Genomic DNA, 23,015 nt, shown 5'->3' on the forward strand with positions numbered 1-23,015 from the left:
ATCCGGATCAAATCATGGTGTAGTAAATAGAATGGACACAAAACCCTCAAATGTTCATTTTTGTCAAAAAACTGGACAGATGCTCAATTTGCGTCCAAAAGTCGGCGAGGTGGTGGCTAAAAAGGCCAATAGCGATTGATGATTTCGTTTCGAGAAAGAACGACCTCTTGAATGTCTGATTTCCATAAGTGCTGGCTCAACGCGTGAGGCATGGAACTTCGATCAATCGAAAAACAGAAAGAACACCAGAAGCTAGCGAGATGAATACAAGTTGTTCAAAAGAACAATGGGGTTGACATAAAACATTTTTTTCCACCCTTGCTTGGCGCCGTCTATCTGCCAGGGATAGGGCACGAGGGTGATGATGGCATAGTGCAGGTGTGCGGGCTTACCCTTGGCATTGCCGGTCGTGCCCACATTGCCGATGTGTTCGCCCGCCACGGTCCAATCCAGAAAATGAGTGTCGAAGTCGCGAAGGTGCGCGTAGTAGTGGAGGCGCCACTTCGGGCCCAGCACCAACACTACGTTTCCACCACGGCCAATCTCTCCGGCAAAAACCACCAGCCCGCCGGTGGAGGAATTCACAGCCGTGCCTTCCCTGGCAAAGATGTCAACACCCTTGTGCGTGCCCGACTTTCCCCATGGATAATACCAGAACGATTTTGCATGATAGCTGCTGCGGCTTGCACCCACCACGGGTGAAGTGAAAGGCTGAGGGAGAAGAAATCCAACGATGATAGCGAGCAGGCACAACGTGAGGAAGAGTTTCTTTTTTGGAATGCTTTTCATTACGGGCAGGACTTTATTGTGGCGTACTGAAGTCTTTTATATTTAAAAAATGTAGGTATCGTGCATTTGTAGATTCATTCATCTAGTGCGGATTCGCATTCCCCGCCATCAACCCCTCACGCATAAATTCTTCCGCGCGCTTATTCACAATCGGCAACTTGTCCATCCACGACACCTCCACGGTGTACACACCAAAATCTTCCGTCACCTTTCCTTTCAGCGAATAAAATCCTCTTCCTCTGAATGGATACTTCCGGGCGCTGTCCGGGAAATGAACCGTGTCAAACACTTCGCCACGTTCGTCATAGAAGGTGCCAAAAAACATGGATTGACTTTTGAGCGTGCTGGCATTTTTGGTGGTGATTACGTAGCCCACTATGTGAACCTGCTTGCCGTGTTTACTTTTCAAATCGCGGGCCATCGTGTCGCCACGCTCGGGCGAGGCAATGAGGGGAAAGGGATTGCATAGCGGAAAGCCCAGCAGTTCTATTTCGTCGAAGGCATCTTCCAACGGGTTGCGTTGCAGCATGGGTAGCGGATAGTTCTTTGGTTCGGTGTCGAACAGGTCGGCCGTGGTTTTGTTGCGTTGTTTGGCGTTGCCGAAATAGAGCATGGCTTCCCAGAGCAGTTGCTGTTTGGTTTTGCCCGTGAAGCGAAATGTGCCAAGACGGATGAGGATGCGGATTTGTTCCAGCCCAAGCGTGATGCGACGAAGGAAATTGTCGAGGCTTTTGTAGTCGCCGTTGCGCAAACGCTCCTCCGAAATTTCTTTGGCTACCGCGGTCTCCAGACTTTTCAAATGGATGAAGCCGATAAAGATGGTGGTGCCGTCAATGGTGGTGAGGTAGTGGCTGCGATTCGCACAGGGCGCTTCAATGGTGGCGCCGTTCATGCGGGCTTCGTGAAAATAAAATTCCGTGCGATAGAAGCCCCCGAAATTATTGATCACCCCAACCATAAACTCCAGCGGATAATGTGCCTTGAGGTAGAGGCTCTGATAACTCTCCACCGCATAGCTTGCCGAGTGGCCTTTGGCAAACGAGTAGCCCGAAAAACTTTCGATCTCAAACCACACGCGGTCGGTCACATGTTGCGGATAGCCGATGCGCGCACAGTTTTCGAAGAAGCGGTCGCGCACGCGTTGAAACTCTTCGCGCGAGCGATATTTGCCCGACATGCCGCGACGCAACACGTCGGCCTCGGTGAGCGTGAGGTCTGCGAATTTGTTGGCCACCTTAATCACATCTTCCTGGTAAACCATCACGCCATAGGTTTCGGCCATGAGCTCGTCCATTTTGGGATGAATGGATTCATAGCGGCCGCCGTTTTGTTTCAGGTGAAAGCGCTCGATGTAGGCACGCATCATGCCCGAGCTGGCCACACCGGGGCGGATGATGGAGCTGGCCGCCACCAGCGTGAGGTAGTCTGAACAACGAAGCTTCTCCAAAAGCATGCGCATCGCCGGCGACTCCACATAAAAGCAGCCCATGGCTTTGCTGTTGCGCAGCAGGTCTTTCACTTTTTCGTCTTCCTTAAAAACGTTGAACTGGTGAATGTTCACGTCAATGCCCTGGTTGCGCTTCACGTGTTTCACCGTTTCTTTCAAATGACCCAGCCCGCGCTGACTCAGGATGTCGAATTTATAGATGCCCATGTCTTCGGCGTTGTGCATTTCGAAATGCGAAACGGGATATCCTTTTGGTGGAAGCTCGGTGGCGGTGTAGGCATAGATCGGTTTCTCGGTAATGAGCACACCGCCGGCGTGGATAGAGATGTTGGCCGGCAATTCCTTTTCCACAATGTAGCCGGCATATTTAAAGATCAGCTCGGTGATGTGGTCGCGGTTCCGATATTGCGCGGGCTCCTCCACCATGGCATCAATTTCCTCTTTGGGCAATCCAAACACTTTGCCCAGCTCGCGCAGGATGGAACGATATTTATAGGTGGTATGTGTGCCCAGCAGGCAAACGTGATCCATGCCATACGCGTTAAAAATGTAGTCATAGATCTCGTCGCGATTGTCCCACGAAAAGTCGATGTCAAAGTCCGGAGGCGATGTGCGCTCTTCGTTGAGGAAGCGTTCGAAATATAAATCAAGCTCAATCGGGTCCACGTTGGTGATGCCCAGGCAATAGGCCACCACGCTGTTGGCACCGCTGCCCCGGCCCACAAAATCGTATCCCTTCTGTTTGGCAAAGCTGATGAGGTGATAGGCGATGAGATAGTAGGAACAAAAGTTTTTGCTGCGAATGATGCGCAGCTCGCGGTTTATGCGCTCGGCAAGTTCGTCGGGGTTGTCGTGATGAGCGTAGCGCACGGCATAACCTTCCCACGTTTTTTCTTCCAGGAGTTGCCAGTCTTTTTCTACGGAGCCGTGAACGTTCTTTTTGTTTTTATCTTCTTTCAATGTGAAGTCGAGGTGGCAATGCGTCAGAATGTTTTCGGCATTCTGTATCAAGTCGGGATAGTGCTGGAAATGATGCGCCAGCATGTCCGCAGGCATCATCATCTCGTTGGGCTGTGCCTGGTAGTGCTCGGGCAGTTTGCTGAGCAGGGTGTTGTGATGAATGGAACGCAACAGGCGGTGGATGTTGAAGTCCGTCTTGTTTGCAAACGTGACGGGGTGCAGCGCGACAAATTTGTGTTTGTATTCTGCATACGGCGCATAGATGGCCAGCTGATTTAATTCCTGTATCCGAACTCCAACAAACTCAAAATCGCGAAGCAACTCCGGTTCCCATTTTTGAAATGTGTAGACGACGAAAACATTTTCAAACGCCGGCGCGCGATCGGGCAAAGGTTTGTCTTCGCGATTGTGATAGGAAAGAAACCGGTTGATCTCTTCGAAGCCCGCGTTGTTTTTAGCGATGGCGATGTAGAGCAATTCATGATCTTTGCGAAACTCGACACCGACGGCAATTTCGAGGGCATGTGTTGTTTTACCACCCGGTGTGCGTGGCCCTTGCTGGGGCGAACGTTCGCTGCAAAGCCGCAGCATCTCAATGTAAGACGCGGTGTTGTTTATTTCAGTGATCACCAGCTTGTGCACACCACAGCGCTGGGCCTCTTCAAACAGGCTGAGCACCGGCAGGGTGCCGTATTTGAAACTAAAGCCGGTGTGACAGTTGAGATACATGGTTAGCGTTTCAATGTCTAAACGTTTTTGCACCCGGGCAAGATGCGAAACCGTCAGACTTGTTTTTTGAATTCGAGGTGTGCCATCACCGCCTTGATCTCACCATAGCTATAGCTGCTGCCCAGCATGTCTTTGATGGGCGCGAGGCCCTTGTTGTTTCCGATTTTTTCGATGGCATCGCGAATGAACGGGATCTTCGAAGACCGCACCATTTCTTCGATGGCAAGCTTGCCCTGTTGCACATAGAACGCCAGGTGATTTTCTACCGTGCCGTTGCTAAGTTCCCGCATCGTGGCAATCTCGCCGATGCTGTGACCTGCCCTGAAAAGCGTGAGCGTCTGCTGCTTGGTTTCGGTGTCGCGTTCTGGTGCTTCACGTTCTTTTCGCAGTGGTGTGCGCTTTGGTGTTTTCAGGTGCATGCGCGAAGGCAGGTTAAACTCTTCGCAGTAGCGAACAATGGCGTCTTCGAAGGCACGGCCATATTTTTCAATCTTCATTTCGCCAAAGCCCGTGATCTTCCGCAGGTCGTCGCGACTTTGGGGCAGGTAGGTGGCGAGTTCTTTCAGCGACGCATCCGACAGCACAATGTAGGCGGCCACGTTTTCTTCTTCGGCCAGTGTCCAGCGCAGCTTCTTCAGCAATTGAAAGAGCGGACCTTCATGGTCAGCGGCGGGCTCGTGCATCACCGTTTCGCGTTTCTCTTTCGAGCTCACCAGCATCACGCGCTCGCGTCCAAACAATGCGGCCTGGCTGCGGGCGGTGAGTTTGAGCACGGGGTAGGTGCCTTCCGACTTCGCCAGATAGCCTTGCGCCAGCAGGTCGCGCACAATAGCGTTCCATTGGTCTTTGCTCACGTCGGCGCCCACGCCAAATGTTTTCAGAGCTTTGTGGTCGTCCATGATTTTGCCCGAGTGCGAACCGCGCAAAAAGTCGATGACATAGCCGGCACCAAACCGCTCTTGCAAACGCGTCACGGCCGACAGCAGCTTTTGTGCAAGCACGGTGCCGTCTTCGCGCTCCACTTGTGTGAGACAGATGTCGCAGTTGCCGCAGTGGTCGGGCGCGGGTTCGTCGAAATAGTTGAGCAGATATTTTCGCCGGCACGTCACCAGGTCGCCATAGGCGGCCATCTGGTTCAGCTTCTTGAGGTAGATTTCTGTTTGTGCGTTGTTGCCTTCGATCTCCACAAACTTCTTCATCTTGCTCACGTCGGCATAGGTGTAGTAGAGCAGCGCTTCGCTTTCCAGGCCATCGCGTCCGGCGCGACCCGTTTCCTGGTAGTAGCTCTCAATGTTTTTGGGAAGGTCCATGTGCACCACATAGCGCACGTTCGATTTGTCGATGCCCATGCCAAAGGCAATGGTGGCCACCATAATCTTCACCTGGTCGCGCAAAAACATTTCCTGGTGTTTGGCCCGCTGGTCTTTGTCCATACCCGCGTGGTAGGGCAACACGTTAAAACCTTCGCGTGCCAGGTCGGCTGCCAGGCTCTCCGTTGATGTGCGCGACAGGCAATAGATGATGCCCGAATCGTCGCGACGCGTTTGCAGAAAACCGAGCAGTTTTTCAAAGCTCTTCTTTTTCTGCTCCACGGTATAGCGAATGTTGGCGCGGTTAAAGCTCGACACAAACACGGCCGGGTTGTTCAGCTCCAGTTTCTGGATGATGTCTTTTTGCGTCACGCGGTCGGCCGTGGCGGTGAGGGCAATCACGGGCACGTTGGGCATGGTGCGTTTCAGCTGTGCCAGCATCAGATATTCCGGACGAAAGTCGTGGCCCCAATGCGAAATGCAGTGGGCTTCGTCGATGGCAATGAGGCTCACCTTGAACGAGCCGATGCGCCGGAAGAACGAACTTTCAGGAGCCAGGTAAAGCAACTTCAGCTCGCCCGACTGCACACGCGCGATAATGGCATCCTGCTCTGACGAACTTTGGGTGGAATTGAGAAACGCCGCAGGCACACCGTTGAGCCGCAAGGCATCGACCTGATCTTTCATGAGCGCGATGAGCGGCGAAATCACCACGGTGAGGCCTTCAAAAATGAGTGCGGGAATCTGGTAGCACAGCGATTTCCCTCCCCCGGTGGGCATCAATGCAAAGGTGTCTTTGCCTTGCAGCACCGACTGAATGATGGACTCCTGCTGCAGGCGAAACGAACCATATCCAAAGCGGGTCTGAAGAATTTCCAAGGGCGATTTCATAGCAGCAACGTTAGGGATATAAATGTAACAACGCAACGCGATTGCTCCAATTGCCGTTGAGATCACTTGGTTTGCGTAGGGTTTGTGGGGAAATGCGTTGGAGGATTTCGGGTTTTACCGACGATAGCTATTTCCGGGAAGTTTGCACAGCAGTCTCGCAGGCCATTTCGGAGGACGCCACGTCTTTTGAGACTGATTAAATTTTAATAAAAACGATTCGACGGAAAGGATGCTTGTTCACATCCGCTCCGCCGAATCTACTCTTTTCATTTTTAATCCGGTGGAATTTTAGTTCAGGATCTGCATTCTCCCTACGCCCCCTGCTCACTCAACTCCAACACATTCTCCTCAACCACACCATCGCCCGAACCGTCTTTCCCACCCGAAGACGACTTCACCTTCTTCACCGACTTGTCCACAATCTTTTCCAGGGCACCAATCGCTTCCTGCACGGGTTTCAACTTCAGCATCAATTCTGCTTCTTCGTCTTTCAGTCTTTTCAGCACATCAATGACTGGGTTCTCTTTTGCAATACTTTCCTTTGCCATAAAAATTTGTTTTTTGTTTATCGTTTAGTTTTAGAAATGATTCTCAATTTATTCTCCCAGCAAAATGTCCTTGTAGTGAATCCAGCGCCCTTCGGCGCGGGCCAGCACTGTGATGCGGTCGCACAAAAAATGTTGGCTGTAGGCGAAGCCCTGAAGATAGGGCCATGCTTTCAGGAAATCTTCGGACGAAAGTTTTTTTGCGATCGTGATGTGTGGCGTGAAATTGGCGTCTTCTTTAATGAGTTTTTCAAAAATGTCGCGCACCGGATATTTGTTCACAATGTCCAGGTAGATGGTCCGCTCCGATCCATGAGAGAACACATTCAGGTTTTTGATAAAAACATTGAAGGGCTTCATCGTCGACACTTTTGTTTCCACGTGGCGAACCATGTCGTCAACATGTTCGTCGGCATATTTGAACAGCGAGATGTGAGCCGTGGAATAGCGGTCTGCGAATTTGTGGCCAATGAGATAGTGCACGTCATCTTTCAATACAAACACATCGCTGAGAATGTGGCGGGGAGGAGAGATGATGAAAAACAATTCCTGAACGGGCGATTTGGTTTTTGTGATGGACGTTCTCATAAGCATTGTTGTGTTTTGATGGTTATTACATTCTCTTATTTTACATTTCCTTTAAACATGTTCATCTCCATGCGCACGCGCCGGTTCACACCCAGCGTGGTGGCGCGGAAAATCTTCTCAACCCCGTGTTTGTGTTTAATGAAGTCGATGGCCTCATAGAGGTTGATGGCCTCGGCCGTGTCGTCGAACAAACTGATCTGGTGGCTGCCGTGCACAAGGTTGCTGAGACGCACGCCCACCAGGCGAATGAGCATGCGGCGGTTATAAAGCTTTTTGAACAAGGCGGTGACGGTGTGCAGCAGCACGTGATCCGACGATGTATAAGGAATTTGAATCTGCTTGGTCTCCGTGTCAAAATTGGAGTAGCGGATTTTCACCGTCACACACGACGTCAGTTTTTTCTGGTCGCGCAGCTGGAACGCCACTTTCTCGACCATGGCCGTGAGAATGGAGTTGAGCCGTTTCACATCAATAGTGTCTTCTTCGAAGGTGCATTCGGTAGATATAGACTTCTGCTCGCTATAGGGCACCACCGGCGACTCGTCTATGCCGTGGGCTTTGTTCCAGAGGCTGATGCCGTTTTTGCCAAAGGCGCTCACCAGGAAGTTGAGGGGCATCTCGCGCAACGTGGCCACCGTGCGCACACCCATATCATAGAGAAACGATGCGGTTTGTTTGCCGATCATGGGGATCTTCTCAACCGCCAGGGGTGAAAGAAATTCCTGCTCGGTGCCGGTGGGAATGTTTTGGCTGGCCTGGGGCTTGAACTCACCCGTGGCCACCTTCGACACCAGTTTGCTGGTGGACATGGCCATGGAAATGGGCAGCCGTGTTTCGTGATTTATTTTTCCCTGCAACCCCTTAGCCCACTTGAAAGCCCCGAAGTAGCGGTCCATGCCGCTGGCGTCTATATAGAACTCGTCGATCGACGATTTTTCGAAAGATGGAGCGGCCTCTGCGATAATCTCGGTCACCTCATGCGAGCAGCGGCTATACGCTTCCATGTCGCCGGAAATAACTTTTGCATCCGGGCAAAGCTGCAACGCCAGATACATGGGCATGGCCGAATGAACCCCAAATTGGCGTGTTTCATAGCTGCACGCTGCCACCACCCCGCGCCGGCTGCTGCCTCCTATAATAAGAGGGCGGTTGGCAAGGGCCCGGTTGTTGCGTCGCTCCACAGCTACAAAAAACGCATCCAGATCCAGGTGTATGATGTTCCGTTCCATGACGCTAAATAACTAAAAATATTAGTGTATTGTTTTTCTTTTCAACTAATTATTTTAGTTTTGTGCTGTTGTTACGCCATAGCAGCAAATACCCTTCCCTGCCTCCCGTGCCGGAAATGAAGAGATGGTATTTCTATAGTCGGCAGATCGTTGGGTATAAACACCAACCGACGCCGCACAACGAAATCGAATCGATCACATTCGGGCCGGGAGGGGGATAGGGCCAATTTTGAAGGGAATGGAAGTCTGCAAGATGCAGACTTTGGAATGGCGGGAAGGCAAGCACGTTTGGAACGTGTTGGGTGCCGGAGAGCGTGAGATTAGACTAAAGAGTGAATTGGAAGCTGAATAAATATTTACCCGTTGTGTTTTGTGCCTTGTCGTAGTTGGCGGGCCTGGTGTTGGAAAGGTTCCGGCTCAGTCCGGGGGTGGCGCAAAGGCCGGCCCCGGCGGGCGTGGAAAATTAGGAATACAGTTTTTTGAAAAAAGCGTGTCGTTGTGTGTTAAGCGCGTTGTGTGCCACGTTGCTCCGCAGGCTGCAAGGCCGAAGGGAGTGTAATGTTTCCTGCACGTGCGCCGTTAAAGGATAGCGGCGTGTCGTGCAATGAACCCGGCGAACGGCCGGGTTCATGAAACATTTCAGTGTTTTAATTCATTATTGACATGGGTTGGTCGGGCACCAGCGCTGGAGTCTAATCGTCATTCCGATGAAATCATTTATTTCCTATCACATAACTTCTATTTTTGTAGCATGGCCATGGTGAATAAGAACCTCAAGTTTCTGCGTACCCAGCAAGGGCTCACGCAAAAGCAGCTCGCCGAAAAGATGGGCTTGAAGCAAGCCGCCATCGGCGCCTATGAAGAAGAACGGTCCACGCCGCCGCTGGCGTCGTTGCTCGACATCACAAAAATCTTCAACGTGAACCTCGACGCCCTCGTGCGCCACGACCTCAGCCGCATGCCGGAAAAGGAACGGAAGGCCAACACGCCGTCGAAAGGCAAAGACGTGCTCACCATCACGGTCGACAGTCACAACAAAGAGAACGTGGAGCTGGTGTCGCAGAAAGCATCGGCCGGCTACCTGGCGGGCTACCAGGATGTGGAGTTTGTGAAAGACCTTCCCAAAATCAGCATGCCCGTGCTGCCCAAAAACAGGACCTACCGCGCCTTCGAAATCCAGGGCGACTCCATGCTGCCCGTGCAGCCCGGCAGTATCATCTTCGGCGAATACATGGAAGATGTTGCCTCGGTGAAAAACGGCAAACTCTATATCATCGTCACCAAACAAGACGGCATCGTCTTTAAACGCCTCTTCAACTTCACGGCCGAAGAAGGCAAAGTGTTGCTGGTGTCCGACAACCGTCAATACGAGCCCTATTCCATCGAAGCCGACGACGTGTTGGAAATCTGGCAGGCCAAAGCATTTTTCTCCAACCAGTTTCCCGACCCGCAAGGCGCCACGGCCGTGTCTACCGATCATTTGGCCCACACCGTGCTCACGTTGCAGGCGGAGATTCAGAAGTTGAAAAAGAAATGAAGTGAGCGTTGCCGATGGGTGTTCACATGGCGTCAGCAAAGATGAACCACCGCTAATTGAATTTCGCACTGCCACAAATTCATCCGTAAAGAAAAGGAATGCCATGCAACGAATATTTTTTCACGGTGTCCTGTTTCTGGCGCTCATGCAGCAACACGCCATGGCGCAATCCGGGCCGAAAGAACTTTTCCCCTCCAGCATCACCCCGCTCAATTTTAGCCGCGAAGGCGAACAGCAATTTGAACGCGACAAACAAACCTTTCTGCGCATATCCGATAAGTTGCAGGCCGGAACATCGCTACAGGATTTGCCGGCCAGCGAGCAAGCGCTTTACAATGCCTGGGACGAAACCAGCGAAGACTATTGGGACATCCTGGGTGGTGGGTGCAGCTGGTATTGTGGCGGTGGCCCCGAAAAGGTCACGGCCTCGTCGTGGCTAAAACCCCAGGGCGGAAATAGCTACGACGCAAACAATGCTCACGACCTCAACTACAAAACGGCGTGGGTCGAAGGCGTTGCCGGACCGGGTGTGGGGCAATATCTGCGCTATGCATTTTTGCCCGAGAGTGCGCGCGTAAACGAAATCATTGTGGTGAACGGCTATGTGAAAGACCAAACCGCCTGGGAGAACAATGCACGTGTGAAAAAATTGAAAGTGCTGCTCAACGACAAACCGCTCGCCATGTTGAATCTGAAAGACCAGCGGGCCGCACAACACTTCACGGTCGACCCGATTGGAAACAACAACCGCAGCGATTGGGACAAACTGAAATCGGAAAAGGCCTGGACACTCACATTCGAGATTCAGGAAGTCTATAAGGGACTGAAATATGACGACGCGGCCATCACCGAAATATACTTCGATGGCCTCGATGTGCACTGCTTCGCCAAAGGCACCCGCGTGACCATGGCCAACGGCAACACAAAGAACATCGAAACCATCGCACCCGGCGACGTGGTGATGTCGCGCAACGAAGCGGGAGAAATGAAACCCGCCGTGGTCGAAGAAGTGAAACAGGTGAGCCACCACAACCTGGTGAAGTTCACCTTTGCCGATGGCAACTCCATTGTGGCCACCAAAGACCATCCCTTTCTGTTGAAGGGCAAAGGCTGGGCATCGCTAAACCCCGGCGCATCGTCGGCCTACCAGGGGTTTGAACACGTTGAGTTGATTACGCTGCACGATGCATTCGAACAATATTCTCCTGACGGAACACTAACAACAAGCGTGTTAACGAAAATAGAATTTCTGAAAGGGCACTACGACACCTACACCATAACAAAACTAGCGGGCGGCAAAACGTTTGTCGCGAACGGATGTGTGGTGGGTGTGGAGGCGTTGGCTTCTGACTATTGAGTTCATTCACCATGCACACCATCCGCAACGCACAACCCCACGAGTTCCCGGAAATCGGAAAGTTGATGATTCACGTCTATTCGCAACTGGAAGGTTTTCCAAAAGAGCACGAGCAACCCAACTATTATAAGATGCTGGCCAACGTTGGCGAGTTCACCAACAAGCCCGACACCGAACTTCTCGTAGCCGTTTCAGACAATGGCACACTCGCCGGCGCTGTTGTTTATTTTGGCGACATGCAACACTATGGCTCCGGTGGCACCGCCACACAAGAAAAAAATGCCGCGGGTTTCCGGCTATTGGCTGTGAGCAACGCTGCGCGTGGCCAGGGCGTGGGCAAACTGCTCACCAACACCTGCATTGGCAAAGCAAAAGAAAAACACCTCGGTCAGCTCATCATCCACACCACCAATGCCATGCAAACCGCCTGGAAAATGTATGAGAGCCTTGGCTTCAAACGATCCATCGATCTCGACTTCATGCAAGGCGAACTTCCTGTTTTTGGGTTTCGACTAATGCTATAGGCGAGGCGAAGAAAGCTGGAGTGGAAAAAAACGTCAGGCCCTGGGTTGCAAATATGCGCAGGGAATATTTGGCGGCGTGTAGTCAATGCCATAGGCATGTTTCACCAGCAACGACACCACCGAGGCCACCGTCTTCTCGTTCCGGTGCACCTGCGGCAACAATCCCATCATGGCATAGCTGATGGGATTCACGGCGGGTATAAACGTTTCCCAGGCATAGCCCTTCCCCCAAACCAAACCCTTCACCGTCATCGTGAGGTCTGCCTTGTTCTCCAACAGAAAATGGAGCATGCCGGCCGACTGGTGACCGTTCTGGTTCACGGTGTGGAAAATGGGCGTGTGGCCACCAAAGCCATGCTCGTCAACGCCGGCTTTTGCATTCACGTCGGCACCGCGAGACACCAGCACATTGGCGCAGGCCACGCTGTTGAATTCGGCGCAGAAGTGAAGTAGCGAGCCGCCGGTTAGTGGCGTGTAGGCATTGTTGAAAAGCGAATATGTTTTTGCAATGCGGGCCGGATCGTGGTCGATTAATTTTTCAAGCGCGTCAGCATCGTCTGTCAGCACCGATAACAAAGCCTTGTCGTCAAAGTCCAGACCGGCATGAACAAATGCATGCACACACGCTGTGAAGCGCGGGCTGCGCGTATACATTTCCAGCAGCGTAGAGAAAAGGGGTTTGCCATCGTGCACTTCGTTGGGGTTTCCGCCTTCGTCGAAATAACGGCGTATTCCTTCTACGGAATGCACTTCCATATCGTAAAGCAATTGTACATAAGAAGGCAACATGACCAGATGCGATGGGGGTAGTTAAAGGTAGGAATAAGTGTTTACTTTTTCTCTCCCTTCTTCTTCACTTCTCCGATAATCACGCCCAACGTGCCATCAACTTGTTCAATCTTTTCTGCGGGCAGATACACCTTCGACACAAAGCCATCCAGGTACAACGCGTTCCGGCATCCGCGTTTTTTGAACCACATCGCGAAGTCATAGAAATTGATTTTTTCTTTCGAGATGGCGAACAGCATGTTGCCGTTTGGCAGTATGCCCATGCCGTTCCGGATGTTCACGTTTTTTGAACCCTCGCTGAACTTCGGATGAATAGCGCCGTCAATCACCAGCATGGGCCCGGATTGGGTTGCGTATTGTATGTCGGGCGTGAGCACAAACTTACTGGTGGTGCACACCACGGCCTGGTGCGCCCGGGTGAGGTAGAAGATGCCGTTGGGTTGCATATAGAAATTGCCATAACCCGACCGGAGCGTGTCGGTTTTGGCAACCAACTTGCCCCCTTCCACAAACAACCCCTGTGGCAACAAGGCGGTGGTGAACATGCCGCCGTTCATGGCGAACACCAACTCAAGTCCTGCCGAATCGAGCGACTGTTTCAGTTTGCCGATATTTTGAAAACTGTGTTGATGTTGGTCTTTCAGAAAAAAGCGAAGGTCGTGCCCTGCCGGATTCACCTCATAGCTCAGGATGGAATTTGTGTCGGTTTCGCGCGGTGGCAAACTTCCGGAAAAGAAAACGATGGGAGCGAGGAGCAGGCAGATCAGAAATTTCATAAACGAAAGATAACAAGAACGGCCTTGTGTCATTTAGTCCCGAGAGAAGAACCCGGCAAGGGTGAAGGGCAAAAACTTTTGGAAATCGAATTGCCTTTAAAATACAAAAGCCACCCCGGGGGATGGCTCTGTGTGCCGAAGGGGGGACTCGAACCCCCACAGCTTGCGCCACACGCCCCTGAAACGTGCGTGTCTACCAATTTCACCACTTCGGCAAAAGTGATCTCAATTCCAACATCAGGGATGCTCGTCCGTTTGACGAGCGGAATTTTGGGTGCCCAGGACTGGACTCGAACCAGCACACCGGTTAAGGCACTACCCCCTCAAAGTAGCGTGTCTACCAATTTCACCACCTGGGCAATTAGCTTGATTGTGTGTGTGTGATGCGTGTGTGTGGTTACGAAGGGCGACAAAAGTAAGAACCTTTTCTGCATTTAGCAAAACCTTTATAGAAAACGACCCAGGAAAGCGCCGGCCGCCAGCGCTAAAAACCCGGCCACCAGGCTCACCGATGTGTAGAGCACGAACGTGCCCATAAATTTTTGCTCGATAAGATTAAAATTTTCCCACGCAAACGTCGAAAACGTGGTGAACCCGCCACAAAACCCTGCCCCCAAAAAAAGGCGCCACGATTCCGTGACCCCCGCCTTGCGCGCCGCCAGCGTGAGCACCAACCCCAAAATGAACGACCCCACCACATTGACCGTGAGGGTGCCATAAGGAAAAATGGAATTGAGCCGGGCGTCGACCTGCCGGGCGGTCACATAGCGGGCCGCGCTACCCAAGGCACCACCCGCAGCCACGATGAGAATTTTTAGAAGGGAGTCATTCATAGGCAAACGTCTGATTCGAAGTGAAACTTTTGGAACATGAATAGGCATAAGGCCCAGCCCAACCCTGCAATGGTAACACTTTGTCGTATTTTATTCATGTAAAAATTTTTTGCTCCCGGAAACGGAAACCCGTGGCTTTCGGGTTATAAGGATAACAAACTGTTGGGAGGAAATAGATGAAAGAGCCGAGGATGGGAATTGAACCCACGACCTGCTGATTACGAATCAGCTGCTCTACCCCTGAGCTACCTCGGCAAAGATTTGAGTAAAAATAATCGATGGAAATTCACCATCGCTATCAAATCCCGCTTCGTACATCGTAAATTACTAAATTGTCGCAATTATGCTGTCTAAGAAATGTAAATACGCCATTCACGCCCTGGTCCACATGGCCAAGGAGCCTGAAAAAAAGTTTCTGATAAAGGACATCTCGGAAGCCTGTAACATCCCCAAAAAATTTCTCGAAGCCATTCTGCTGGAGCTGAAGCGCGCAGGAGTGCTGGGCAGCAAGCAGGGCAAGGGTGGAGGTTATTTTCTGCGGAGCAATCCCGCCGAGGTTAACCTGGCCGACGTGGTGCGCATGTTCGATGGGGCCATCGCCCTGGTGTCGTGTGCCACCCACAAATTCTACGAGCCCTGCGCCGAATGCGAAGACGAGGCAACCTGCGCCATTCACCACGCGTTCGTGGAAATACGCAACTCTACCGTAGACCTCCTTTCCGGCGACACCATTGAGGGACTGGCCAAGAGGGAGTTGAAGATGAAGGCCAAGAAAAAAGCCAAAGCCTGAAACTTTTAAGCCCGGGATTACTTTATATAATCTTTGCGCTTATTTTCGCTGAAACTCTATATAATCAATAGGCTTTGAGTAATTTAGAGCTCTCCAGGAAAACGATCATCAGAAAAAACTATAACTAACCAATTGTTCAACTCAAAATTTTCAATTTATGTCGATCAGATTAGGAGACATCGCCCCTGACTTTACCGCCGAAACCACAGAAGGCACCATCAATTTTCACGAATGGCTGGGAAACAGCTGGGGCGTTTTGTTTTCGCACCCCGCCGATTTCACCCCGGTGTGCACCACCGAACTTGGCGCCGTTGCTAAACTGCGCTCGGAGTTCGACAAACGCAACGTGAAAGTGGTGGCCATTAGCGCCGACCCGCTCGAGTCGCACAACCGCTGGATTGGCGACATCAACGAAACGCAAAAAACCGTGGTGAACTATCCCCTCATTGCCGATCCCGAATTTAAAGTGGCAAACCTCTATGGCATGATCCACCCCAACGTGACCGACAAATTCACCGTGCGTTCGGTGTTTGTGATCGGCCCCGACAAAAAGGTGAAACTCACCATTACTTATCCGGCCTCTACCGGCCGCAATTTCGACGAGATCCTCCGCGTTATCGACAGCCTCCAACTCACCGCCAGCTACAGCGTGGCAACACCTGCCAACTGGAAACAGGGCGAAGACGTGATCATTACCGCCGCCGTGAAAGACGAAGACATCGCCGCGAAATTCCCCAAAGGTCACACCCGCGTGAAGCCTTACTTGAGAACCACACCGCAGCCCAACCTCTAACACAGGCCTGCACACAACAAGCATACAAGCCCTCTCCGACAACATCGGGGAGGGCTTATTTTTTGGTTCGGATTCCAACGGCCCACACCTCGCGCAGCCATTTCGACACTTCGCTTAAATCGCCACGACCCGGTGATGCCAAGCCCCGTATCTTTTCTTGAAAAAGAACGCATGAAGGCCGCATCCATTTTTCTTGCCATGTTAATGCTCGCCGCCTGTGGCCCGAAAGGGCAGGAACAGACCCCGCGCCTCAAGCCCGCGATGGAGGCCGTCTACGCCTCCGGCTATGTGGTGGCGCAGGATGAGTATGAGGTGTTTGCGCAGGCAGAAGGCTACCTGTCGGAGAAGCTTGTGGACGATGGTGCCGAAGTGAAACGCGGCGACGCGTTGTTCATTCTCGAAGCCGATCAGCAATCGGCACGCTTCCGGCTGGCAAAAGAAAACTACGCCATGGCCCGCCAAAACTATCGCGACGGCTCACCCGCCCTCAACGAAGCAAAGGCCGCCTTCGATGCATCGCGCACCAAGCTGAAGTTCGACTCCATAAACTTTGTGCGCTTCACCAACCTGTGGAAGAGCCGTGCCACCTCACAGGCCGAACTCGACCGCATGAAGTTGTTATACGACAATGCATCGGCCGATTATGCCGCACAAAAAAATCGCTATGCCAACCTGTTGAACCGCCTCTACCTCGAAGAACAAAATGCAAAAAGCCAACTGGAAATTGCCGGCGACGAAAGCAGCCGCTATGTGGTGCGCAGCCAGGTGGATGGCAAGGTGTTTAAAACACTAAAAGAAAAAGGCGAACTTGTTCGGCGCGGCGAAGTGGTGGCGGTGGTGGGAAACGATCGTAATTTTTACCTCCAGCTGAATGTAGACGAACTCGACGCTCACCGCTTGCGCACGGGCCAGGCCATGCTGGTGAAAGTGGATGCTTATCCCGATCAGGTTTTTCATGCCGTGGTTTCTAAAGTATATCCCTTCATCAACAAACAACAGCAGTCCGTTCGTGTAGACGCTGCGTTGCAGGATACATTGCCGGGCGAATTTTCGGGGCTGGCCCTGGAAGCGAACATCATCGTGGCACAAAAAGCACGCGCTCTCGTTATTCCCAAAAGCGCATTGCTGCCGGGCGATTCTGTGTTGGTGAAAACCGACCGTGGCACAAAAAAGATCGCCATCCGAAAAGGCATCGAAACACTGGACGAGGTGGAGGTGTTGAGCGGCATAGATAGCACAACTGTTTTCATAACGCCATGAAACTCTCCATCAGCATCGCCAAAACACATTTGCTGTCGCGCCCCAAACAAACGCTGGTGGCCATGTTGGGCGTTACGTTTGGCATCGGCATGTTCATTGCCATGGTGAGCCTGATGACGGGCCTCAACAATTTCACCGAAGAACTTACCATGACCTCGTCGCCCGACATTCATATTTACAACGACATCGCCGAAGGCCGGCCCACACTGTTGTCTGTGGTCTATCCCGACGCGTTGCAGGTGGTGCATCATCAAAAACCAAAACAGGAAACGCTCAAGGTGCGGCATGCGCTGCAACTGGCCACGCTGCTGCGCAACGACACGCGTGTGTCGGGTGTGGCACCCACGCTGTCGTCGCAGGTGTTCTATAACTATGGGCCGGTGCAGTTGAATGGCATGATTGCCGGTGTCGATATTCTGGAGGAAGACAAACTGTTTAACCTGCGCGCCAAAATGAAAGCCGGTCGCATCGAAGACCTGAAGGCGCATGCCGAGGGCATCATCATGGGCATTGGCCTGGCGCGCAAACTTCAGGTGCATCATGGGGACCGCGTGGTCATCACCACACCGCAGGGCTACACCATGACACTAAAAATTGTAGGCATCTTTCAAATGGGCATCGGCACGGTGGACAACATCCGGAGCTATGCCAACATCTCTACGGTGCAAACCATCTTGCAACAAGATCCATCCTACATCACCGACATCAACGTGAAGTTGAAAGATCTTCATCAGGCCAAACAACTGGCGCCCGAGTTTCAGCGGCTGTCGGGCTACAAGGCCGAAGATTGGGAAACGGCCAACGCCACGTTTCTCACGGGCAGCATCATCCGCAACATTCTCACTTACTCAGTGTCGTTCACGTTGCTGGTGGTGGCGGGTTTTGGCATCTACAACATTTTGAACATGACCATCCACAACAAAATGAAAGACATCGCCATCCTCAAGGCCATGGGGTTTGCGGGCAAGGATGTGAAACAGATTTTTATGATACAGTCGCTGGTGATTGGTTTTGTGGGAAGCCTGGCCGGCCTGCTCATTGGCTACACGCTGTCGCTCATCATATCGAAGGTGCCGTTCAATGGGGGCGACTTCATTGCGCTGGATCATTTGCCGGTAAATTTTAATCCCCGCTATTATTTCATCGGCATCGTGTTTGGCGTGGCCACCACGGCCGTGGCGGGCTATTTGCCGTCGCGCAAAGCATCGAAGCTCGACCCCATCGAAATACTGAGGGGGTAGCCCGTCGTTAAAATCTAAAATCATCGCGAACCTTTGGCCATGGACCACGTATTAAGAACGCACAAGATCACCAAGTACTTCTACGACCCTGAGAAATTTCAGGTGTTGAAAGAAATAGACCTTGTCGTAAACAAGGGAGAATTTCTTTCGTTGGTGGGCAAATCGGGCTGTGGAAAATCAACACTGTTGTATGTGTTGTCGACCATGGACACCGACTATGAAGGTGAGCTCGAAATTTCGGGGCAACGCCTCACGGGAAAAAATCAAAATGCCTTGGCCAGGTTTCGAAACGAGCACATCGGTTTTGTGTTTCAGTTTCATTACTTGTTGCCCGAGTTCACGGCGCTGCAAAATGTGATGATCCCCGCACAAAAACTGGGACGTTACACACGAAGTGAAATTGAAGAACGCGCCTACGAAAAGCTGAAGATGCTGGGCATGCATGAACACGCCCTCAAGCCCTCGGCAAAACTCTCGGGTGGCCAGCAACAACGCGTGGCCATTGCGCGCGGCATCATTAACGATCCCGACATCATTATGGGCGACGAGCCCACGGGCAACCTGGACTCCTACAACACGGGCCTTGTGTTTGAGATCTTTCAGGAACTGACCCACACCTATCACCAAACCATCATCGCCGTGACGCACGACGAAGCCTTTGCGCACAAATCCGATCGCATCGTGGAAATGAGCGACGGCCGCATCGTGCACCCAGGCGGTGTTCTCCTGCCGAAAATGCAAACGTAACCATCCTCCATTCCCCTGGGGGGATGGAAAAAATGAAAATAAAACCATAGGGGTAAACGTCTACTCAATTGTCATATTCAAAACATGCACACTATGGAAAATAGGATCAATCTCACTCCTGCAACCAATGGCTACCTGCAACATTTCTACGTGGCCCAAACCAATTTCCGCCAGCTCATCGAAGAAGAACGCCTCAAAAAGCGTATCCAGAAAAGCCGGCGGCAGCTTCTGAAACCCGAATGACAAAAACCAAAAGACTCTCCATCATCGGCGGTGGCATCGGTGGCCTCACCCTGGCCATTGCCCTGCGCAAAAAAGGTTACGAACCCACGGTCTATGAAAGTGCTCCAGCACTAAAGCCGCTGGGCGCAGGCCTGGGTCTGGCCGCAAACGCCATCAAGGCATTCGACGAAATCGGCATCAGCGACGACGTGTTGCAGGCCGGCAAGATTCTTAAAAAATTTACCCTGCGCGACCAGCGCGGCAACACACTGTCGGTGGCCGACGCCGAATCATTGAGTGGCCGCTATGGCGTGCCCAGCAACTTCACCATTCACCGCGCCGATCTTCACGAGGTGTTGTTGTCCAAGCTTCCGCCACACAGCGTGGTGTTGGGCAAAACTTGTGTGCGGTTCGATCAGCGCGCTTCCGGTGTAGTGCTTCACTTCAGCGATGGGTCAGCAATAGAAACCGATTATGTTATGGCCTGCGATGGTGTGCATTCTGTTTTTCGCAAGCAGCTTGTTCCCAACAGCCTGCCGCGCTATGCGGGCTACACCTGTTGGCGCGCCGTGATAGACACCCTGCCACCTTCGCTCGATGGCGAAGCCACCGGAGAGTCGTGGGGCATTGGCCGTCGCTTTGGCATTGTACCACTCAGCAACCATCGCGTCTATTGGTTTGCCACGCTCAATGCACCGGCCAACGATCTCAGCAAGAAAGCATACACGGTGGCCGATCTTCAAAAAGTTTTTGGCGAGTTTCATTCACCCGTTCCCGAAGTGCTTGCGCACACAAAAAACGAACAGCTCATCTGGAACGATATTGTCGACATCAAACCGCTGCGCCAGTTTGCCTTTGGCAACATTGTGTTGATGGGCGACGCCGCGCACGCCACCACGCCCAACATGGGGCAGGGCGCCTGCATGGCCATTGAAGATGCTGTGATTCTGGCACAGTGCATCGCGCAAAACGCAGAGCCCATCGTGGCCTTCCAACGCTTCGAAGCCCGGCGGCTCAACCGCACGCGGCATATCATCGTAGACTCGCGCAGAATAGGTCGCGTGGGGCAATGGGAAAATCGCTTTCTCATCAACGTGCGCAACACCGCGCTGCGCCTCACATCCGAACGGGTGGCTGCGCAACAGTTCAAATTCATTTCCGACGTATCGTTTCAATGAGCACGCTGGCGTGCATGTTCACATTCGGTGTCGTGCACGCGAACGTTGCCGGGAAAAATTCATACATTCAGTTCTGAATTTTCTTTGTCACTTGCCCGCGAATGCTGCGATACAAATCCAGACGTCAATTCTTTAAAACCTATGGCATCCTGCTGCTCGCTGCGTGGATGGGGTTTCTGGTGCGTCTTGTAAAGTTCGATGCGTTCACGCTCACCGCGCAGTTTTTCATGTTTGGCCTATCCACCGTTATGCTGGCCACCGTGTGGGAGCTGATGCGCTACCTCAACTTCGTGCTCGACAAACGGTATCCCTTCGAACGCAGCATCAGTGGGCGCATTGTGTTGCAGCTGGCGTTGGGCGCGGTCATCGGCCTGTTCGTCCGATGGTTGATTTACCTGTTTGGTGAATCGCATCTGCCCTTCAAACTCGACGAATTGTTTGTGGCCACCACGTGGGCATTATACGTGATCTGCACCGTGGTTATCAACCTGGGTTTCTTCACCGACTATTTTCTGCAACGTTGGAAAGACTCGCTGGTGGTGGCCGAACGCCTCGAAAAAGAAAAATCACAAGTGCAGTTCGACAACCTGAAGAACCAACTCAATCCGCATTTCCTGTTCAACGCCCTCAGCTCGCTCAACAGCCTCATCTTCGAAAACCAGGCGCTGGCCTCGCAGTTTGTGCAGCAGCTGTCGAAAGTGTATCGCTATGTGTTGCAGAACAAAGACAAAAACTTTGTGCCGCTCAGCACCGAGCTCGAATTCATTCAGCACTATGTGTCGCTTTTGCATACACGCTTTTCGGGGGCGCTCGCCATTTCTATCGATGTGCCGGAAGACCGCGAAACACGTGCCGTGGTTCCGGTAACGTTGCAGATCCTCATCGAAAATGCCTTGAAGCACAATGTTGTGGATCGCGACAAGCCGCTGCGCATCGAAGTGGTGACCATTGGCGACTATCTGGTGGTGAGCAACAACCTGCAACTGCGAAACCGTGTTGACACATCAAACAAACAAGGGCTGGAAAACCTGAGCTCGCTCTACACGTTTCTCACCGACCGGCCCTTGCTCATCGAACAAACCTCCGATCGCTTTGCTGTGAAAATTCCCCTGCTTTAAATACATTCGCCTGTAGAACCCGAAACGCCTTGACCCATGCGCTACCGTACCGCTACAGAAGACGATGCTCCACGTTTGTTGAAACTCTACAAGGCCGTGTCGCGCGTGCCCGATGGCATTGCCCGCCTCGAACATGAAGTGACGGAAGAATATGTTGAGAATTTTTTATACAACAGCCTGTCGTCGGGGTTGATCATTGTGGCCGAGAATCCCGACAAACCCGAAGAGCTTGTGGCCGATGTGCATGGCTACAAAATGGGGCTGGAGGTGTTCAAGCACGTCATCAGCGATGTCACCCTGTGTGTGCATCCTAATTTCCAGGGGCGAAAAATCGGGCGCACCATTCTCATGGTCTACCTCGAAGAAATTGCCACCAACCGCCCCGACATCGGCAAGGTGGAGCTCATTGCGCGCGAGGGAAATCTGAAAGCCATTCAGCTCTATCAATCCGTGGGCTTCCTCATTGAAGGCAGGCTCGAGATGCGCATCCGGAATGTGGACGGCACCTACGAAGCCGACATTCCCATGGGCTGGCAAAATCCAAACTTCGAATTCGACGAAGCCTGACGAAGCGGGCGGGTGTCACGAAAAAGTTTTTGTTATGAACATCCTCATCATCGAAGATGAAACCTGGGCAGCAAAAGACCTTCAGAACCTTTTGCAACGCATCGAACCTTCGGCAAAAATCGTGGACGCGCTCACCAGTGTTGCCGCGGCCGTGAAGTGGCTCAAGGCAAACCCCGCACCCGACCTCATTCTTTCCGACATCCAACTGTCGGACGGCATAAGCTTCTCCATTTTCGAAAGCCTGCAACTGAAGTGCCCCATTATCTTCACCACAGCCTACGACGACTACGCCATCCGCGCCTTCAAACTGAACAGCATCGACTATCTGCTCAAACCCGTGGACGAGAAAGAATTAAAAGGAGCGTTGGATAAATACAAAGCTCTGTCGTCTGAAAGCATATTGGGCGAGCAGCTCAAAACGGTGATGGCACACTGGGGGCAACCCAACAAAAAATATAAAGAGCGATTCCTCACGCTTCATCGCAACACACTCGTGCCCGTGGTGCAGCAACAGATAGCATTCTTCCACAAAGAAGAACTCATCTACCTGCACACGCTGGAGAATGAAAAATTCATCAGCGAACACCATACCATGGATGAAATTGAAAGTCTGCTGAACCCGGAATTGTTTTTCCGCGTCAACCGCCAATACATCATCCACATCCAATCGGTGGACCGGATCAAGACCACGCACAAAGGACTAACCGTGCAACTGAAACCTGTGTTCCACACGGAAATGGACATCAGCCGCGAAAAGGCGGTGGCGTTTAAGAACTGGGTTGGATAAAATTAAGA

General features: G+C 52.1%; 22 protein-coding genes and 3 tRNA genes. 13 read left to right on the forward strand and 12 right to left on the reverse strand.

What is annotated here, in order from left to right; all coding sequences use genetic code 11:
- Positions 1-252: 252 nt before the first annotated feature.
- From JI741_RS15255 to dinB, 6 genes are all read right to left on the reverse strand, one after another.
- Complete coding sequence (locus JI741_RS15255; protein WP_202010970.1) at positions 253-789, reverse strand: M23 family metallopeptidase; 537 nt, start codon at positions 787-789, stop codon at positions 253-255.
- An 82-nt stretch (positions 790-871) separates the two neighbouring features.
- The gene (locus JI741_RS15260; protein ID WP_202010971.1) at positions 872-3,925 is read right to left on the reverse strand and encodes a DNA polymerase III subunit alpha; all 3,054 of its coding nucleotides are present in this window, start codon (positions 3,923-3,925) and stop codon (positions 872-874) included.
- A gap of 53 nt (positions 3,926-3,978) precedes the next feature.
- Positions 3,979-6,126 (reverse strand): DNA helicase RecQ, encoded by a 2,148-nt coding sequence (gene recQ, locus JI741_RS15265; RefSeq protein WP_202010973.1) that lies wholly within the window; start codon positions 6,124-6,126, stop codon positions 3,979-3,981.
- A gap of 311 nt (positions 6,127-6,437) precedes the next feature.
- Positions 6,438-6,674: a hypothetical protein gene (locus JI741_RS15270; protein ID WP_202010975.1), complete on the reverse strand. Its 237-nt coding sequence runs from the start codon at positions 6,672-6,674 to the stop codon at positions 6,438-6,440.
- Positions 6,675-6,722: 48 nt separating this feature from the next.
- A complete protein-coding gene (locus JI741_RS15275; RefSeq protein WP_202010977.1) occupies positions 6,723-7,259 on the reverse strand; it encodes a 2'-5' RNA ligase family protein in 537 nt (178 codons plus the stop codon).
- A 35-nt stretch (positions 7,260-7,294) separates the two neighbouring features.
- Positions 7,295-8,488, reverse strand: a complete 1,194-nt coding sequence (gene dinB, locus JI741_RS15280) for a DNA polymerase IV (RefSeq protein ID WP_202010985.1) — start codon at positions 8,486-8,488, stop codon at positions 7,295-7,297.
- Positions 8,489-9,239: 751 nt separating this feature from the next.
- On the opposite strand from dinB, the gene JI741_RS15285 reads away from it, so the two are divergent.
- The 3 genes from JI741_RS15285 (at position 9,240) to JI741_RS15295 (ending at position 11,906) form a co-directional block, all read left to right on the forward strand.
- On the forward strand, positions 9,240-10,025 hold the full coding sequence (locus tag JI741_RS15285) for an XRE family transcriptional regulator (RefSeq protein ID WP_202010987.1): 786 nt from the start codon (positions 9,240-9,242) through the stop codon (positions 10,023-10,025).
- 103 nt (positions 10,026-10,128) lie between these two features.
- Positions 10,129-11,382, forward strand: a complete 1,254-nt coding sequence (locus tag JI741_RS15290) for an NADase-type glycan-binding domain-containing protein (protein ID WP_202010988.1) — start codon at positions 10,129-10,131, stop codon at positions 11,380-11,382.
- Between the two features lie 11 nt (positions 11,383-11,393).
- Positions 11,394-11,906, forward strand: coding sequence for a GNAT family N-acetyltransferase (locus JI741_RS15295; protein WP_202010990.1), 513 nt, complete (start codon positions 11,394-11,396; stop codon positions 11,904-11,906).
- A 33-nt stretch (positions 11,907-11,939) separates the two neighbouring features.
- On the opposite strand, the gene JI741_RS15300 is transcribed toward JI741_RS15295, so the two are convergent.
- The 6 genes from JI741_RS15300 to JI741_RS15325 form a co-directional block, all read right to left on the reverse strand.
- Entirely contained in the window at positions 11,940-12,662 is a 723-nt protein-coding gene (locus tag JI741_RS15300) for an ankyrin repeat domain-containing protein (RefSeq protein ID WP_202010992.1), read from the reverse strand.
- Between the two features lie 74 nt (positions 12,663-12,736).
- Positions 12,737-13,471: a phosphodiester glycosidase family protein gene (locus JI741_RS15305; RefSeq protein ID WP_202010994.1), complete on the reverse strand. Its 735-nt coding sequence runs from the start codon at positions 13,469-13,471 to the stop codon at positions 12,737-12,739.
- Positions 13,472-13,604: 133 nt separating this feature from the next.
- Positions 13,605-13,686: transfer RNA gene (locus tag JI741_RS15310), tRNA-Leu, on the reverse strand.
- A 60-nt stretch (positions 13,687-13,746) separates the two neighbouring features.
- Positions 13,747-13,830: transfer RNA gene (locus tag JI741_RS15315), tRNA-Leu, on the reverse strand.
- 87 nt (positions 13,831-13,917) lie between these two features.
- Complete coding sequence (gene crcB, locus JI741_RS15320; RefSeq protein ID WP_202010996.1) at positions 13,918-14,304, reverse strand: fluoride efflux transporter CrcB; 387 nt, start codon at positions 14,302-14,304, stop codon at positions 13,918-13,920.
- Between the two features lie 183 nt (positions 14,305-14,487).
- Positions 14,488-14,559 (reverse strand) — tRNA-Thr (locus tag JI741_RS15325).
- 88 nt (positions 14,560-14,647) lie between these two features.
- On the opposite strand from JI741_RS15325, the gene JI741_RS15330 reads away from it, so the two are divergent.
- The 10 genes from JI741_RS15330 to JI741_RS15375 all read left to right on the forward strand — a co-directional run bounded on the left by JI741_RS15330 (position 14,648) and on the right by JI741_RS15375 (position 23,007).
- Positions 14,648-15,094, forward strand: a complete 447-nt coding sequence (locus JI741_RS15330) for an RrF2 family transcriptional regulator (protein ID WP_202010998.1) — start codon at positions 14,648-14,650, stop codon at positions 15,092-15,094.
- A gap of 157 nt (positions 15,095-15,251) precedes the next feature.
- Positions 15,252-15,887 carry a peroxiredoxin gene (locus JI741_RS15335; RefSeq protein WP_202011000.1) on the forward strand — a complete coding sequence of 212 codons (636 nt, stop codon included), beginning with the start codon at positions 15,252-15,254 and terminating at the stop codon, positions 15,885-15,887.
- A gap of 135 nt (positions 15,888-16,022) precedes the next feature.
- Positions 16,023-17,147: an efflux RND transporter periplasmic adaptor subunit gene (locus JI741_RS15340; RefSeq protein WP_202011002.1), complete on the forward strand. Its 1,125-nt coding sequence runs from the start codon at positions 16,023-16,025 to the stop codon at positions 17,145-17,147.
- Entirely contained in the window at positions 17,144-18,388 is a 1,245-nt protein-coding gene (locus tag JI741_RS15345; RefSeq protein ID WP_202011004.1) for an ABC transporter permease, read from the forward strand. Before JI741_RS15340 ends, JI741_RS15345 begins: the two co-directional genes overlap by 4 nt.
- Before the next feature lie 39 nt (positions 18,389-18,427).
- The gene (locus JI741_RS15350; protein ID WP_202011006.1) at positions 18,428-19,135 is read left to right on the forward strand and encodes an ABC transporter ATP-binding protein; all 708 of its coding nucleotides are present in this window, start codon (positions 18,428-18,430) and stop codon (positions 19,133-19,135) included.
- A 93-nt stretch (positions 19,136-19,228) separates the two neighbouring features.
- Positions 19,229-19,378, forward strand: a complete 150-nt coding sequence (locus tag JI741_RS15355; protein WP_202011008.1) for a hypothetical protein — start codon at positions 19,229-19,231, stop codon at positions 19,376-19,378.
- A complete protein-coding gene (locus JI741_RS15360) occupies positions 19,375-20,535 on the forward strand; it encodes an FAD-dependent monooxygenase (protein ID WP_202011010.1) in 1,161 nt (386 codons plus the stop codon). The genes JI741_RS15355 and JI741_RS15360 overlap by 4 nt, the downstream gene beginning before the upstream one ends.
- A gap of 101 nt (positions 20,536-20,636) precedes the next feature.
- Complete coding sequence (locus JI741_RS15365) at positions 20,637-21,653, forward strand: sensor histidine kinase (RefSeq protein WP_202011012.1); 1,017 nt, start codon at positions 20,637-20,639, stop codon at positions 21,651-21,653.
- Positions 21,654-21,689: 36 nt separating this feature from the next.
- A complete protein-coding gene (locus JI741_RS15370; protein ID WP_202011014.1) occupies positions 21,690-22,220 on the forward strand; it encodes a GNAT family N-acetyltransferase in 531 nt (176 codons plus the stop codon).
- A 34-nt stretch (positions 22,221-22,254) separates the two neighbouring features.
- Positions 22,255-23,007, forward strand: coding sequence for a LytR/AlgR family response regulator transcription factor (locus JI741_RS15375; RefSeq protein WP_202011016.1), 753 nt, complete (start codon positions 22,255-22,257; stop codon positions 23,005-23,007).
- The last annotated feature ends 8 nt before the right edge of the window (positions 23,008-23,015 follow it).

The organism is Chryseolinea lacunae, assembly GCF_016735595.1.
GTDB classification, from domain to species: Bacteria; Bacteroidota; Bacteroidia; order Cytophagales; family Cyclobacteriaceae; genus Chryseolinea; species Chryseolinea lacunae.